This window comes from Roseateles sp. GW823-FHT07B05, from assembly GCF_058794515.1.
Window position 1 is genome coordinate 12,124 of sequence record NZ_JBXAGX010000005.1, and the last position, 12,769, is coordinate 24,892.

11 protein-coding genes are annotated in these 12,769 nt (G+C 72.1%); all 11 read left to right on the forward strand.

What is annotated here, in order from left to right; translation table 11 throughout:
• The first annotated feature begins 7 nt into the window (after window positions 1-7).
• The 11 genes from AC1Q7O_RS12420 (at window position 8) to AC1Q7O_RS12470 (ending at window position 12,719) form a co-directional block, all read left to right on the forward strand.
• Complete coding sequence (locus AC1Q7O_RS12420) at window positions 8-1,195, forward strand: type II secretion system F family protein (protein WP_492662704.1); 1,188 nt, start codon at window positions 8-10, stop codon at window positions 1,193-1,195.
• A complete protein-coding gene (locus AC1Q7O_RS12425) occupies window positions 1,192-2,703 on the forward strand; it encodes a GspE/PulE family protein (protein ID WP_492662566.1) in 1,512 nt (503 codons plus the stop codon). The genes AC1Q7O_RS12420 and AC1Q7O_RS12425 overlap by 4 nt, the downstream gene beginning before the upstream one ends.
• Complete coding sequence (locus tag AC1Q7O_RS12430) at window positions 2,696-3,817, forward strand: hypothetical protein (RefSeq protein WP_492662565.1); 1,122 nt, start codon at window positions 2,696-2,698, stop codon at window positions 3,815-3,817. Before AC1Q7O_RS12425 ends, AC1Q7O_RS12430 begins: the two co-directional genes overlap by 8 nt.
• A complete protein-coding gene (locus AC1Q7O_RS12435) occupies window positions 3,814-4,317 on the forward strand; it encodes a hypothetical protein (RefSeq protein WP_492662564.1) in 504 nt (167 codons plus the stop codon). Before AC1Q7O_RS12430 ends, AC1Q7O_RS12435 begins: the two co-directional genes overlap by 4 nt.
• Window positions 4,314-4,826: a hypothetical protein gene (locus AC1Q7O_RS12440; protein WP_492662705.1), complete on the forward strand. Its 513-nt coding sequence runs from the start codon at window positions 4,314-4,316 to the stop codon at window positions 4,824-4,826. Before AC1Q7O_RS12435 ends, AC1Q7O_RS12440 begins: the two co-directional genes overlap by 4 nt.
• Complete coding sequence (locus AC1Q7O_RS12445; protein WP_492661406.1) at window positions 4,823-6,976, forward strand: secretin GspD/PilQ domain-containing protein; 2,154 nt, start codon at window positions 4,823-4,825, stop codon at window positions 6,974-6,976. The genes AC1Q7O_RS12440 and AC1Q7O_RS12445 overlap by 4 nt, the downstream gene beginning before the upstream one ends.
• Entirely contained in the window at window positions 6,973-7,539 is a 567-nt protein-coding gene (locus AC1Q7O_RS12450; protein ID WP_492661405.1) for a type II secretion system protein, read from the forward strand. The genes AC1Q7O_RS12445 and AC1Q7O_RS12450 overlap by 4 nt, the downstream gene beginning before the upstream one ends.
• Window positions 7,540-7,543: 4 nt before the next feature.
• Window positions 7,544-7,930, forward strand: coding sequence for a type II secretion system protein (locus AC1Q7O_RS12455; protein WP_492661404.1), 387 nt, complete (start codon window positions 7,544-7,546; stop codon window positions 7,928-7,930).
• Window positions 7,931-8,011: 81 nt separating this feature from the next.
• Entirely contained in the window at window positions 8,012-8,512 is a 501-nt protein-coding gene (locus AC1Q7O_RS12460) for a type II secretion system protein (protein ID WP_492661403.1), read from the forward strand.
• A gap of 247 nt (window positions 8,513-8,759) precedes the next feature.
• Window positions 8,760-9,518 (forward strand): NF038120 family PEP-CTERM protein, encoded by a 759-nt coding sequence (locus AC1Q7O_RS12465; RefSeq protein ID WP_492661402.1) that lies wholly within the window; start codon window positions 8,760-8,762, stop codon window positions 9,516-9,518.
• 30 nt (window positions 9,519-9,548) lie between these two features.
• A complete protein-coding gene (locus AC1Q7O_RS12470; protein ID WP_492661401.1) occupies window positions 9,549-12,719 on the forward strand; it encodes a S8 family peptidase in 3,171 nt (1,056 codons plus the stop codon).
• Window positions 12,720-12,769 lie beyond the last annotated feature (50 nt).

Sequence of the window (12,769 nt, forward strand, 5' to 3'; positions counted from 1 at the left end):
GATGCCCGTGTTCCAGACCCGCGTGCTGCGCGCCGGCGCCGTCAGCGCCGAGCGTGTGGAGGCGCCCGACCGCGCCGCCGTCGCCGCGGTGCTGGGCGTGGCGCCGCAGCATGTGCTGGAAGCGCGCGAGATCGTGGCCACCGAGCGTGCCAAGCCGTGGCGCCGCAATGCCGGCTTCCCGCTGCAGCTGTTCAGCCAGGAGCTGGCCGTGCTGCTGGACGCCGGCATCGCGCTGCTGGAGGCGCTGCAGACGCTGCGCGAGAAGGAGGGCCAGCCCGGCGTGCGCGCGGCGCTGGACGGCGTCGTCGCGCAGATCGAGCAGGGCCAGCCGCTGTCCGTCGCGCTGCGCCAGCAGCCGCAGGCGTTCGACGAGCTGATCTGCGCCATCGTCGCGGCCAACGAGAAGACCGGCCAGCTGTCCACCGCGCTGGCCCAGCACGCGCGCTACCTGGCCTGGGTGGATGCGCTGCGCTCGCGGCTCGTGGCGGCGCTGGTCTACCCGCTGATGCTGCTGGGCGTGGGCGGCGCGGTCATCCTGTTCCTGCTGCTGTACGTGCTGCCGCGCTTCTCGGGCATCCTGCAGCAGACCAGCGCCGACCTGCCGTGGGCGTCGCGCGTGCTGATCGAGTTCGGGCAGACCGCCGGCGCGCATCCGGGTCTCGTCATCGGCGGCATCGCGGCGGTGGGCTTCGCCATCTTCTCGCTGCTGCGCCAGCCGGCCGTGCGCCAGCGCGCGCAGGCCGCTTTGTGGACGCTGCCGGGCCTGGGCCCGCGGCTGCGCGTGCTGGCGCTGGCGCGGCTGTATCGCTCGCTGGCCATGCTGCTGGCGTCGGGCGTGCCGGCGCTGGCAGCGCTGAAGATCGTCGTCGACGTCGTGGCGGCGCCGTGGCGTGCCGCGGTGCAGGCGGCGGCGGCGCAGATCGAGCGCGGCGAGCGCCTGTCCGCCGCGTTCGACGCGCAGGACCTGGCCACGCCGGTGGCGCGCCGCATGCTGCGCGTGGGCGAGCGCAGCGGCGAAGTGGCCGCCATGCTGGAGCGCGCGGCGGCCTTTCACGACGAAGAGGCTGCGCGGCTGACCGACCTGCTGTCGCGGCTTGTGAACCCGGCGCTGATGCTCATCATGGGCGTGCTGATCGGCGGGATCATCGTGTTGATGTACCTGCCGATCTTTCAGTTGGTGGAGCAGGTGCAATGACGACGTCGCTGACCGACTGGCTCCCCGCCGAGCAAGGCCCCTGGCATCTCGACTTCGAGCAATGGCCGCAGGCGCAAGCCCAGCGCTGGCGCGCGGTGCTGGCCGTCGGTGCCAACGACCGCCGCGTGCTGCTCGCCGAGCGCGACGAGGACGCGATGCTGCTGCAGAGCGTCGAGGCGCGCCTGAACGCGCCCGTCGGCTGGCAGCGGGCATCGGCCGACGCGGTGACCCACTTCCTCGGCGCCGGCGAGGCGGACTTCCGTGCGCTGTCAGACGTCGAAGAAGCGCTGACGACGATCGAGGATCACACCGAGGAGTTGTCGGCCCTCGCGCTCAGCGAGCAGGCCAGCCCGGTCGTGCGGCTGTTGAACGCGACGATCTACGACGCGCTGCAGGACACGGCCTCCGACATCCACATCGAGTGCACGGCTCGCGGCGCGGCGATCCGCTTCCGCGTCGACGGCGTGATGGCCGTCGTGCGCCAGGTCGAGAGCCCGCAGGTGGCCGAGCAGCTGGTGTCGCGCCTCAAGGTCATGGCCGAGCTGGACATCGGCGAGCGCCGCCTGCCGCAGGACGGCCGCTTCAAGCTGCGCGTGCAGGGCCGCGAGATCGACTTCCGCCTGAGCGTGATGCCCAGCGTGTTCGGCGAGGACGCGGTGATTCGTATCCTCGACCGCGCGGCCATCGCGCGCGCCGGTACGCTGACGCTGGACGCTTTAGGCTTTGGCGACGACGAGCGCGCCGCCATCCGCCACCAGGCGCGCCAGCCGCACGGCATGCTGCTGGTGACCGGCCCGACCGGCTCCGGCAAGACGACGACGCTGTACGCCACACTGGCCGAGATCCACACCGGCGCCGACAAGATCATCACCATCGAAGACCCGGTCGAGTACCAGCTCAGCGGCGTCGTGCAGATCCCCGTCAACGAGAAGAAGGGCCTGACCTTCTCGCGCGGCCTGCGCTCCATCCTGCGGCATGACCCGGACCGCGTCATGGTCGGTGAGATCCGCGATGCAGAGACCGCGCAAATTGCGGTGCAGGCTGCGCTGACTGGGCACCTCGTCTTCAGCACGGTGCATGCGAACAACGCGTTCGACGTCATCGGCCGCTTCATGCACATGGGACTGGACCTCTACAACGTTGTCTCCGCGCTGAACGCGGTGCTCGCGCAGCGGCTGGTGCGACTGACGTGCAAGCACTGCGCGAAGCCGTTCACGCCGGACGCTGCGACGCTGACACGCCACGGTGTCATCAACGGCAACTTTTTGAAGGGCGAGGGCTGCGGCCACTGTCGCGGTACCGGCTACAAGGGCCGGCGCGCGGTGGCGGAGCTGCTGAAGCTGGACGACGGCCTGCGCGACCTGATCGCGGCGCGGGCGCCGATGTCCGAGATCAAGGCCGCGGCGAAGGCGCGCGGCATGAAGTCGCTGCGCGACATGGCGCTGGCCGCCGTGTGCCGTGGCGAGACGACTTTCGAGGAGCTGGAACGTGTCACGCTCGATGAGTGAGCGCCTGCGCCAGCAGCTCAGCGCGCGCCTGGCCAAGCCGCGGCGCGTGTTCGTCACGCCCGGCGGCGACGAGTTCGCGGCCTGGTGCCGCGACATGCCCGGCACGGCCGTCGAGCTGGTCGTGTCGGCGCGCGCGCTGCACGAGCTGGTGGCTGAGCCCGGCCTGCCGCTGGCCGACCTGGACGCCGTGCAGGCCTACGCGCAGCAGCAGTTCGCTCACTATTTCGGCGCCGCCGCGCAGCGCTTCGCCGTCGCGCCGTGGCAGCTGGGCGAGGCGGCGGGCGCGTCGGCGGTGCACGGGCTGGACCTGACGGCGCTGCGTGCGCAGGCCGACGCGGCCGGTGTTCGCCTCGCCGCCGTGCGCCCGGCTTGGACCGCGTGGCTGGCGTCGCTGCCGGCCGCCATGCGCGCCGGCTCTGGCCGTGCCGTCTGGCACGAGGGTTCGGTGGCCGTCGTCATCCAGCTGGACCGTGGCCGTGTGACGGCGCTGCAGTCGCGCCGCGTGAACACGCTGGCCGACCTGGGGGCCGACGCGCCGCTGGCGGTCGGCACGCCGGCCGATGCGCTGGCGCCGCAGCCCGGCCCCGCCACGCCGGAGCCCGACTTCCTGCCGCGCTCCGGCCGCTCGCCGCTGGCCTGGCCGCTGGCGGCCACGGGTGCGCTGGTGCTGGCCACGGCAGCGTGGAGCGCCGTCGAGAGCCACCGCGCGCTGGACGTCGCCCAGGCCGCGCGCGACCGCGTCGCCACGCTGCGCCCGACGGCCGCGCCCAAGCCCGCCGCGCGCCGCGCCGAGCCGGCGGAGAACCGTTCGGCGCTCGAAGCCCGCGCGCTGCTGGCCATGCCGTGGGAGCCGCTGCTGACGCGCGTGGAGACCGTGGGCGCCGAGGCCAAGACCATTGCGTGGCTGGGGCTGGACGCCAGCGCCGGCCGCGGCGAGCTGCGGCTGGAAGGGCTGACACCCGACAAGCTGCTGGCGCTGCAACTGGCCGAGCAGCTGGGCACCACGCCGGGCTGGCGCCAGGTCGTGCTGTCGCGCTTCTCGGCCGCCGAGACGGGGCTGACCGGCCAGCGCTTCGAGATCAACGCCCGCGTGGCGACGGGGGGCGGCTCGTGAACCATCGCCTGCTCAAAGCCCTGGGTTGGCCTGGCATCGCGGGCGTTGCCGCGCTGCTGGTGGCGGTGTTTGCCGTCGTGCTCGGCCAGCGCTGGGACGCACAGGCCGCCGCGCTGCAGGCCGAGGCGCACGCGCTGCGTGCCAAGGCGCGGCCCGCGGTGGCCGCGGCTGCGCCCGTCAGCGTGCAGCAGTGGCAGGCCGCGCTGCCCGCTGCCAGCGAGCGCCAGCAGCGGCTGGCCGACCTGCTGGAGCTCAGCATCCGCCTCGAACTCAACGGCGCCCGCACCGAACACCGGCTGGCCACCACCGAGGGCCTGGAGCGGCTGCGCGTGACCATGCCCGTCACCGGCAGCTACGCGCAGCTGCGCCGCTTCATCGGCACCGCGCTGGAACATGACCCGGCGTTGAGCCTGGACGCGATCAAGCTGCGCCGCGTCAGCCCGCTGAGTGCCGACGTGGACGCCGAGCTGCAGTGGTCGCTGCACGGGAGGGCGCCATGAACCGCCGCCACCTCGCCCTTGGCGGCGCGCTCGTGGTGACGCTGGCCGCCACCGCGTGGGTGGCCACGCGGCCCGACGACGCGGCCGGGCCCGTGGCCGCCGTGCCGGTGCGTCGCGCCGCTGCAGTGGCTGCGTCCAGCCCCACTGCTGCGCCGGCGCCTGGCGCCCGCCAGCCCTGGGCCGAAGCCCCGCCCGCGCAGCTCGCCGCCTGGCAGCCGCCGCCCCCACCGCCGGCCCCGCCCGCGCCGCCACCCGCGGCGGCCGCGCCCCCGCCGCCGCCGATGGCGCCGCCCATGCCGTACCAGATGATCGGCCGCGTCGTCGAAGGCGAGGGCGCCAAGGCGGTCGAGGTCGCGCTGCTGGCCGGTCCCACCAAGGCGCTCAGCGTCAAGCGTGGTGACGTCATCGACGGCCAGTGGCGCGTCGAGCAGGTGTCGCCCAGCGGCGTCAGCCTGACCTGGCTGCCCGCCAGGCTTCCCCAGAACATCGTTTTCAAGGCTGTGCCATGAAGCAGCTCCTGCTTGCCCTCGTTACCGCCACGCTTTTGACGGCCTGCGCCAACCCGGCGCTGCGCCAGGCCGAAGACCTGGGCCGTACCAACCAGTGGCCAGCCGCGCTGCGCGTGCTGGACGATGCCCTCGCCAAGGACCCCACCGACCCGCAGCTGCGCGCCGCCCAGGTGCGCGCCCGCGAGCAGGCCACGGCGCGGCTCATCCTGCAGATCGAGGCGCTGCGCGGCGCCGGCCGCTGGGACGAGGCTCAGGCACTGCTCAGCCAGCTGGCGCTGGCCGACGCCCGCCACCCGCGCCTGGCCGCGCTGACGGTGGACATCGAGCGCGGCCGCCGCCACGAGAAGCTGCTGGCCACGGGCCGCGCCGCGCTGAAGGAGGGCCGCATCGAGCGCGCCGACGCGGTGGCCCGCGAGATCCTGGCGGAGGCACCGCAGCACCCCGGCGCGCGGCTGCTGGCTAGCCAAGTGGCGCAGGCCCGGCCGCTGGAGACGGCGGTGGGCGAGCTGGGCCCGGGCTTCCAGAAGCCGGTGACGCTGGAGTTCCGCGACGCGCCGCTGCGCCAGGTCTTCGAGGCGCTGGCGCGCAGCAGCGGCATCAACTTCGTGTTCGACAAGGATGTGCGCGCCGACGCGCGCGTGACCGTGTTCCTGCGCGGCGTGACGCTGGACGAGGCGATGCGCGTCGTGCTGGGCACCCAGCAGCTGGACCGCAAGCTGCTGAACGACAGCTCGGTGCTGATCTTCCCCAACACCGCGGCCAAGCAGCGCGAGCACCAGGAGCTCATCACCCGCACGCTGTACCTGACCAACGCCGACGTGAAGCAGGTGCAGGCCATGGTGCGCACCATCGCCAAGGTGCGCGACATCCACATCGACGAGCGGCTGAACCTGCTCATCGTGCGCGACACGCCCGAGGTGCTGCGCTTCGTCGAGAAGCTCATTGCGTCGGTGGACCTGCCCGAGCCCGAGGTGATGCTGGAGGTGGAGGTCATGGAGCTGGCCACCGACCAGGTCGACGCGCTGGGCCTGGACTGGCCCGACACCGTGCAGTTCGGCCTGCCCAACGTGAGCGGCCAGGTGCTGCTCAGCGAGCGCAACCAGTTCCGCGGCAGCATTGCCAACCCGGCCATCGTCGCGACGCTGCGCGGCACGGCCGGCAACAACAACATCCTGGCCAACCCCAAGATCCGCGTGCGCAATCGCGACAAGGCCAAGGTCCACATCGGCCAGAAGCTGCCCGTCTTCACGACCACGACCAACTTCACCGGCTCCACGTCGGTGGCCGCGTCCGTCAGCTACCTGGACATCGGCCTCAAGCTGGACGTGGAGCCCACGGTGCAGCTGGACAACGACGTCGTCATCAAGATTGGCCTGGAGGTCAGCAACCTGATCCGCCAGGTCACCGGCCCGGGCGGCACGACGGCCTACGAGATCGGCACGCGCAACACCGCCACCGTGCTGCGCCTGGCCGATGGCGAGACGCAGGTGCTGGCCGGCCTCATCAACGACGAGGACCGCAAGAGCGCGGCCGGCGTGCCGGGCCTGTCGCGCATCCCGCTGCTGGGCCGGCTGTTCGGCACGCAGACCGACACGCGCAACAAGACCGAGGTGGTGCTGCTCATCACGCCGCGCGTGGTGCGCAACCTGGCCGTGCCGGACGCGTCGCTGACGCGCCTGGCCAGCGGCACCGACGCCAGCCCCGGTGCCTTCTCCAGCCTGCTGCGCCGCGAGGCGCGCGTGGGCGTGGGCCCCAGCAGCGGCGGCGCTGCGGCGCCTGCGGCCACGGCCACGCCGGCCGCGCCCACCGAGGCTGTGCTGAAGCTGGACGTGACGCCGCAGGTGGCGGCCGGCGGTGTCGTGTCGGTGGCGCTGAAGAACGACAGCGGCCTGCAGCTCAAGGGCGAGCTGGAGTTCGACGCCACCAAGCTGCAGCTCGCGCAGCCGCCGGCCAATGTGTCGGCCGGCCGCGCGCCGTTCGAACTGCCGCCGCGTGGCGAGCGCGTCGTCGCGCTGCGTGTGCTGCCGCAGGCCGCGGGGCAGGTGCTCAACATCGGCCTGGGCGGCCTGTCGGCCAGCGGGCTGAATGGCGAGTCGGCGCCGGTGCGCATCGACGGCAGCGGCATGTTCACGGTCGAAGCGGCGAGATGAATATGCCCCTCGCCCAGCTTCGCGTCGCTGAACGCGAGCGAACCTGGTCGGTCCCCCTGGGGCAAGGCTTGGGCGCGGCCTGGCGCTCGTCCCGTGGCAAGGGGCGAGGCTTCACGCTCATCGAGATGCTGGTCGTGCTGGCCATGCTGGGCGTGCTTGCGTCCGCGGCGCGGCCACTGCTGGAGCTGTCGGTGCAGCGCAGCCGCGAGCATGAGCTGCGCCAGTCGCTGCGCACGCTGCGCGAGGCGATCGACACCTACAAGCGCACCGTCGAGGCCGGCAGCATCACGCAAAGCCCCGAGGACAGCGGCTACCCGCCCAGCCTGCAGGCGCTGGTGGACGGCGTGCCGGACGCCAGGTCCCCCAACGGCCGCAAGCTGTACTTCCTGCGCCGGCTGCCGCGCGACCCGTTCGCGCCGGCTGATCAGCCCGCCGCCGACACCTGGGGCCTGCGCGCCTACGACAGCGCGCCCGACGAGCCGCGCGCGGGGCGTGACGTGTTCGACGTGTTCTCGCGCTCCGGGCGCACCGCGCTCGACGGTACGAAGCTGAAGGACTGGTGACGCGATGCTGACTTCCCGTCCGCGCGGCTTCACGCTCATCGAGCTCATCGTCGTCATGGCCATCGTGGCGTTGCTCGCGTCGATCGCCGCGCCGCGCTACTTCAACTCGCTGCAGAAGAGCAAGGAGACGGCGCTGCTGCAGTCGCTGACCGTCATGCGCGACGCGGTGGACCAGTTCGCCGCCGACAAGGGCCGCTACCCGGAATCGCTGCAGGAGCTGGCCGACGGGCGCTACCTGCGCGAGGTGCCCGAGGACCCGCTGACCGGCAGCCGCGACAGCTGGGTGGAACTGCCGCCGCCCGCCGACATGCAGGCCAGCGGCCGCGTGTGGGACGTCCGCAGCGGCGCTGCAGGGCGCTCGGCCGACGGCAGGCTGTATGCCGACTGGTAGGTGATGGTGCGCCCACGTCGGCGGGTACGCCTCCTGCTCCCCGAGGGGGCTCGCCCACCTTGGGGCGGCCCGGCGGCGGGCGTGGCTCGCCAGCACGGCTACAGCTATCTCGCCGTCCTGTTTCTCGTCGCGCTGACGGCCGCCGCCCTGGCCGCGCTGGGCCAGGCCTGGCAGACGGCCGCGCAGCGCGAGAAGGAGCGTGAGCTGGAATTCCGTGGCGGCGAGATCGCCCGCGCCATCGCGGCCTATTCCCGCGCCACGCCCAACCCGCCGCCGCAATACCCCAAGCGGCTGGAGGACCTGCTGTCCGACGAGCGCAGCTTCAAGCCCCGCCACCATCTGCGCCGGCTCTACGCCGACCCCTTCACCGGCCTGCCCGACTGGGAGCTGGTGCCCGAGCCCGGCCAGCCCGGGGCCTTCAGCGCGGTGCGCAGCCGCTCCGAGCAGGCGCTGATGCGCGAGTTCGCAGCTGACGGCAGCGTCGTGAAGCAGGCGCGCGACCTGCTGTTCTCGGCCCGTGCCACCGAGAGCGCGGCGCCGGCCAGCGCGGCGTCCGCGGCGGGGTCGGCCGCGTCGCGCTGAGCTGGCTCGCGTACCACGCCGGCCGGCGTTGCGCGAGCAACCTGGGGCATTTCCCGCCCCCTGAATCCGGGGCGTGTAACTGGGGATATAGCCCTCGCCCCGACTTCACCAGAATCGGCAGCCCCGCAGGTCTGCCTGCCCCGGGGAGCCCGCCTGTTCTCAACCCTTTGGCGGGCTGCGCGTCAGCCCACCCGGCAGCGCGCCCCCGCACTGCACGATCAACTCAGCAAGGAAAGAGGGTATTTGGATGAAGAAGCTTTTGAGCTCGATGGCGCTGGCCATCTCGGCACTGGCCCTGTCCGCGGGCGCCCAGGCCGGCGTGATGCGCGCCGTCATCGACTTCGAGTCGCCCATCGACTCGACCTACGCGCAGCAGCTGCCCTACCTCACGCACGGCGACCAGTTCCTGCTGCCTGGCATCAGCAACCACGACATCCTCGTCACGCCGTTCTCCAACTCCCCGCTGAGCCAGGTCGGCGACCTCGTGGGTGAGCTGATCGCCGGTGCGGGTTCCGGCTCCTGTTTCGGTATCGCGTGCCCGGTCAACAACGCCAGCAACTTCCTCAACATCTACAACGACGGCGTGCTGGCCATCGAGAGCCTCGACGGCTACCGCTTCTCGGTGAAGAGCTTCAAGGCCTCGTTCATCGGCAACGGCGACCCGACCTTCGCCATCCCCGCCGCGCTGCGCATGACGGGCGTGCTCAACGGCGTCGGCACCGACTTCCTCGCCGTGCTCAATGGCCCGGACGCACTGGGCAATCTGAACTTCGGCACCTACATGACCACCGGTGCCTTCGCCGCCATGGAGTTCGACTACGTGCTGGCCTACGCGCTGCCCTGCCTGACCGGCAACGGCACCGGCTGCCAGGCGTTCTCCAGCGACCGTGGCCAGTTCGCCATCGACGACATCGTCATCGAGCACGTGCCCGAGCCCGCCAGCCTGGCGCTGGTCAGCCTCGCCGGCCTGGCCGCCGTGGGTGCCCGCCGCCGCCGCCCGGCCTGAACCGCCTCCTCTGCCTCGAAAGGACCTTCGATGAAGATGATTCTCAAGCCCGCCGCACTGGCGGCGCTGGTGCTGCTGTCCGGCGTGGCCACGAGCTCGCTGGCCCAGAGCCGCAAGACCTACATCGTCCAGCTCAAGGACGAGCCCGCCGCCTCCTACCAGGGCACCGTGTCCGGCTACGCCGCCACGCAGCCCGCGCCCGGTGAGGCCTTCCAGTCCGGCTCCACGCGCGTGCAGGCCTACCTGGGTTACCTGAGCCAGCGCCAGGACCAGGTGCTGTCGCTGATCGACCGCAGCCGCGTGCTGGCCACCTACAACACCGTCTTCAACGGCTTCTCGGCACACCTGACCGAGGCCGAGGCGCTGGCGCTGCGCAACAGCGCAGAAGTGGTCGACCTGTTCGAGGACGAGCCGCGCCAGCTCGACACCATCACGACGACCAAGTTCCTGGGCCTGAGCGCTGCCGGCGGTCTGTGGTCGCAGTCCATCAACGGCAGTGCCATCAAGGGCGAGAACCTCGTCATCGGCGTCATCGACGGCGGCGTCTGGCCCGAGAACCCGGCCTTCTTCGACCGCGTCGACGCCAACGGCGTGCCCAGCAACAAGGCCACGGACACGCTGGCCTACGGCCCGGCGCCCGCGTCCTTCACGGGCGGCTGCGTGCCCGGCCCCGGCATCAAGCTGGACCATTGCAACAACAAGCTGGTCGGCATCAAGCACTTCAACGCGACCTTCAAGGCCTCGGGCCGCACGCTGCACTGGACCGACTTCCCTGACTCCGGCCGTGACTCGGTGGCCGGCCCCACCGGCCACGGCAGCCACGGCGACCACACCGCGTCGACGGCTGCCGGCAACGACGGCGCCACGGCCATCGTCAACGGCCAGGCGCTGGGCGTCGCCAGCGGCATGGCGCCGCGCGCCCGCGTCGCCAGCTACAAGGTCTGCTGGACCTTCGTGAACGCCGCTGCCACCGACGGCACCGGCAGCCAGAACACCTGCTACACGTCCGACTCGGTGTCGGCGATCGACCAGGCCGTGAAGGATGGCGTCAACGTCATCAACTTCTCGATCAGCGGCTCGCAGACCAGCGTCAACGACCCCGTCGAGCAGGCCTTCTACCGCGCCGCGCTGGCCAACGTGTTCGTCGCGGCCTCGGCCGGCAACGACGGCCCCGGCCAGGCCGTGGCGCACATCAGCCCGTGGATCAGCACGGTGGCCGCGTCCACGCACGATCGCGCCTTCCTCGGTGACGTGACGCTGGGCAACGCCGCCAAGTACACCGGCGCATCGATGGCGCAGTCGCCTGTCATCAACGGCTCGGCGCTGGTTCGCGCCGAGGATGCCGGCCTGGGTGGCGGCGCCGCCAACCTGTGCTTCAGCGACGCGGCCGCCGCGGCCGGTTTCAACCAGGTGCTGCTGGACCCCGCCAAGGTGGCCGGCAAGGTCGTCATCTGCACGCGCGGCAACAACGCCCGCGTCGACAAGAGCCTGGCCGTCGCCAACGCGGGCGGCATCGGCATGGTGATGGTGGACAACGGCGGCGGCCTCGTCGCCGAGCCGCACTCCGTGCCCACCGTGCACGTGACGGCTGCCGACGGTGCCCTCATCAAGACCTACGCGGTCGGCGGTGCCGGCACCGCGGGCCTCAGCCAGTTCTACGTCGGCACGACGCCCGCGCCCATCATGGCGGGCTTCTCGTCGCGCGGCCCCAACGGCGGCGACGCCAACATCCTCAAGCCCGACCTGACCGCGCCGGGCGTGGACATCATTGCCCAGGGCACGCCCGGCATCACCCAGGCCGAGCGTGACCAGGTGGCCGCCAACACGCTGGTGCCGCCGCCCGCATGGACGACGATCTCCGGCACCTCCATGTCCAGCCCGCACGTGGCGGGCCTCGCGCTGCTGCTGCGCCAGGCCAAGCCGACGTGGTCGCCCGCGGCCATCAAGTCCGCGCTGATGACGACCGGCTTCTCCACGCTGAACGACGGTCTGACCGGCGCTCAGAACGGTCTGCTGCCCTGGGCCCAGGGCGCCGGCCACGTGGCGCCGCAGAAGGCTGTCGATCCCGGCCTGGTGTACGACGCCGGCAAGGCCGACTGGGTCAGGTACCAGTGCAAGGTCAACCGTGCCGCCGTGCCGGCCAGCGACTGCACCACGTACGGCACGCTGGACGAGACCTACAACCTCAACCTGCCGTCCATCACCGCCGGCGGCATCTTCAGCACCGGCGTGACGGTGACGCGGCGCGTCACCAACGTCGGCCCGACCACGGCGACCTACAAGGCCACGGCCAGCGTTCCCAACTTCACGACCCTGGTCACGCCGAACTCGCTGACGCTGAACCCGGGCGAGACCAAGAGCTTCACCGTCAAGCTGACGCCGGGCGCCGGCGCGGGCGTGAATGCCTGGTACTTCGGCGAACTGGTGTGGGCCGAGGACGGTGGCACGCGCATCGTGCGCAGCCCCGTGCAGGCGCGCCGCGGCGTGCCCATCAGCGCGCCGGCGGCCGTGAGTGCCATCACGCCGTCAGGCTCGCGCACTCTGACCGTCAAGACCGGTTTCGCGGGCCGCATGACGGCGCGCAAGGGCGTGAAGGACGTGACCATGTCGCCCGCGGCGACGCTGGTGCCGGACCGTGGCCTGGACGACGTGGGCATGATCGAGGCCTGCCGTGCCGGTGACGACGCGCCGGACTTCAAGGTCTACAACTTCACGGTGCCGGCCAACACCATGGTGGCGCGCTTCGCGCTGCGCCAGGCCGATACCAGCAGCCCCATCGACGACAACGACCTCGTCGTGCTGGGCCCGGATGGCCTGGAGCGCTACTCCGGCGCGGGCGGCACCAACGAGGCGGTGCAGCTCACCACCCCGGCGGCCGGCGCCTACCGCGTCTGCGTGCATGCCTGGGACGGTCAGCCGCAGATGACGCATGCGCTGTCGAGCTGGATCGTCGGCGTGGGCGATGCCGCCGGCACGCTGAACGTGCTGACCCCCAGCCAGGTCTACGCCGGCAGCAGCGCCACCGTGGGCGTGAGCTGGTCGGGCCTGACGGCAGGCAAGCGCTATGTCGGCGCCGCGCAATGGCTGGACAACACCAGCACCCCGCAGGCGACCACCATCGTGCGCGTGGAGCCCAGCGTGCCGACGATCACCGAGGCGGGCGACACCGTGCGCAGCAAGATCCGCGCGCGCCAGGACTGAGCGTCAACGCATCGCGCGGCGGGTCCCCCGCCGCGCCGAGGCCGCATGCC

Coding starts and splice junctions, on each gene's coding strand:
- AC1Q7O_RS12445 (WP_492661406.1), top strand. CDS start 4,823: ATGAAGCAGCTCCTGCTTGCCCTCGTTACCGCCACGCTTTTGACGGCC.
- AC1Q7O_RS12465 (WP_492661402.1), top strand. CDS start 8,760: ATGAAGAAGCTTTTGAGCTCGATGGCGCTGGCCATCTCGGCACTGGCC.
- AC1Q7O_RS12455 (WP_492661404.1), top strand. CDS start 7,544: ATGCTGACTTCCCGTCCGCGCGGCTTCACGCTCATCGAGCTCATCGTC.
- AC1Q7O_RS12430 (WP_492662565.1), top strand. CDS start 2,696: ATGAGTGAGCGCCTGCGCCAGCAGCTCAGCGCGCGCCTGGCCAAGCCG.
- AC1Q7O_RS12440 (WP_492662705.1), top strand. CDS start 4,314: ATGAACCGCCGCCACCTCGCCCTTGGCGGCGCGCTCGTGGTGACGCTG.
- AC1Q7O_RS12450 (WP_492661405.1), top strand. CDS start 6,973: ATGAATATGCCCCTCGCCCAGCTTCGCGTCGCTGAACGCGAGCGAACC.
- AC1Q7O_RS12425 (WP_492662566.1), top strand. CDS start 1,192: ATGACGACGTCGCTGACCGACTGGCTCCCCGCCGAGCAAGGCCCCTGG.
- AC1Q7O_RS12470 (WP_492661401.1), top strand. CDS start 9,549: ATGAAGATGATTCTCAAGCCCGCCGCACTGGCGGCGCTGGTGCTGCTG.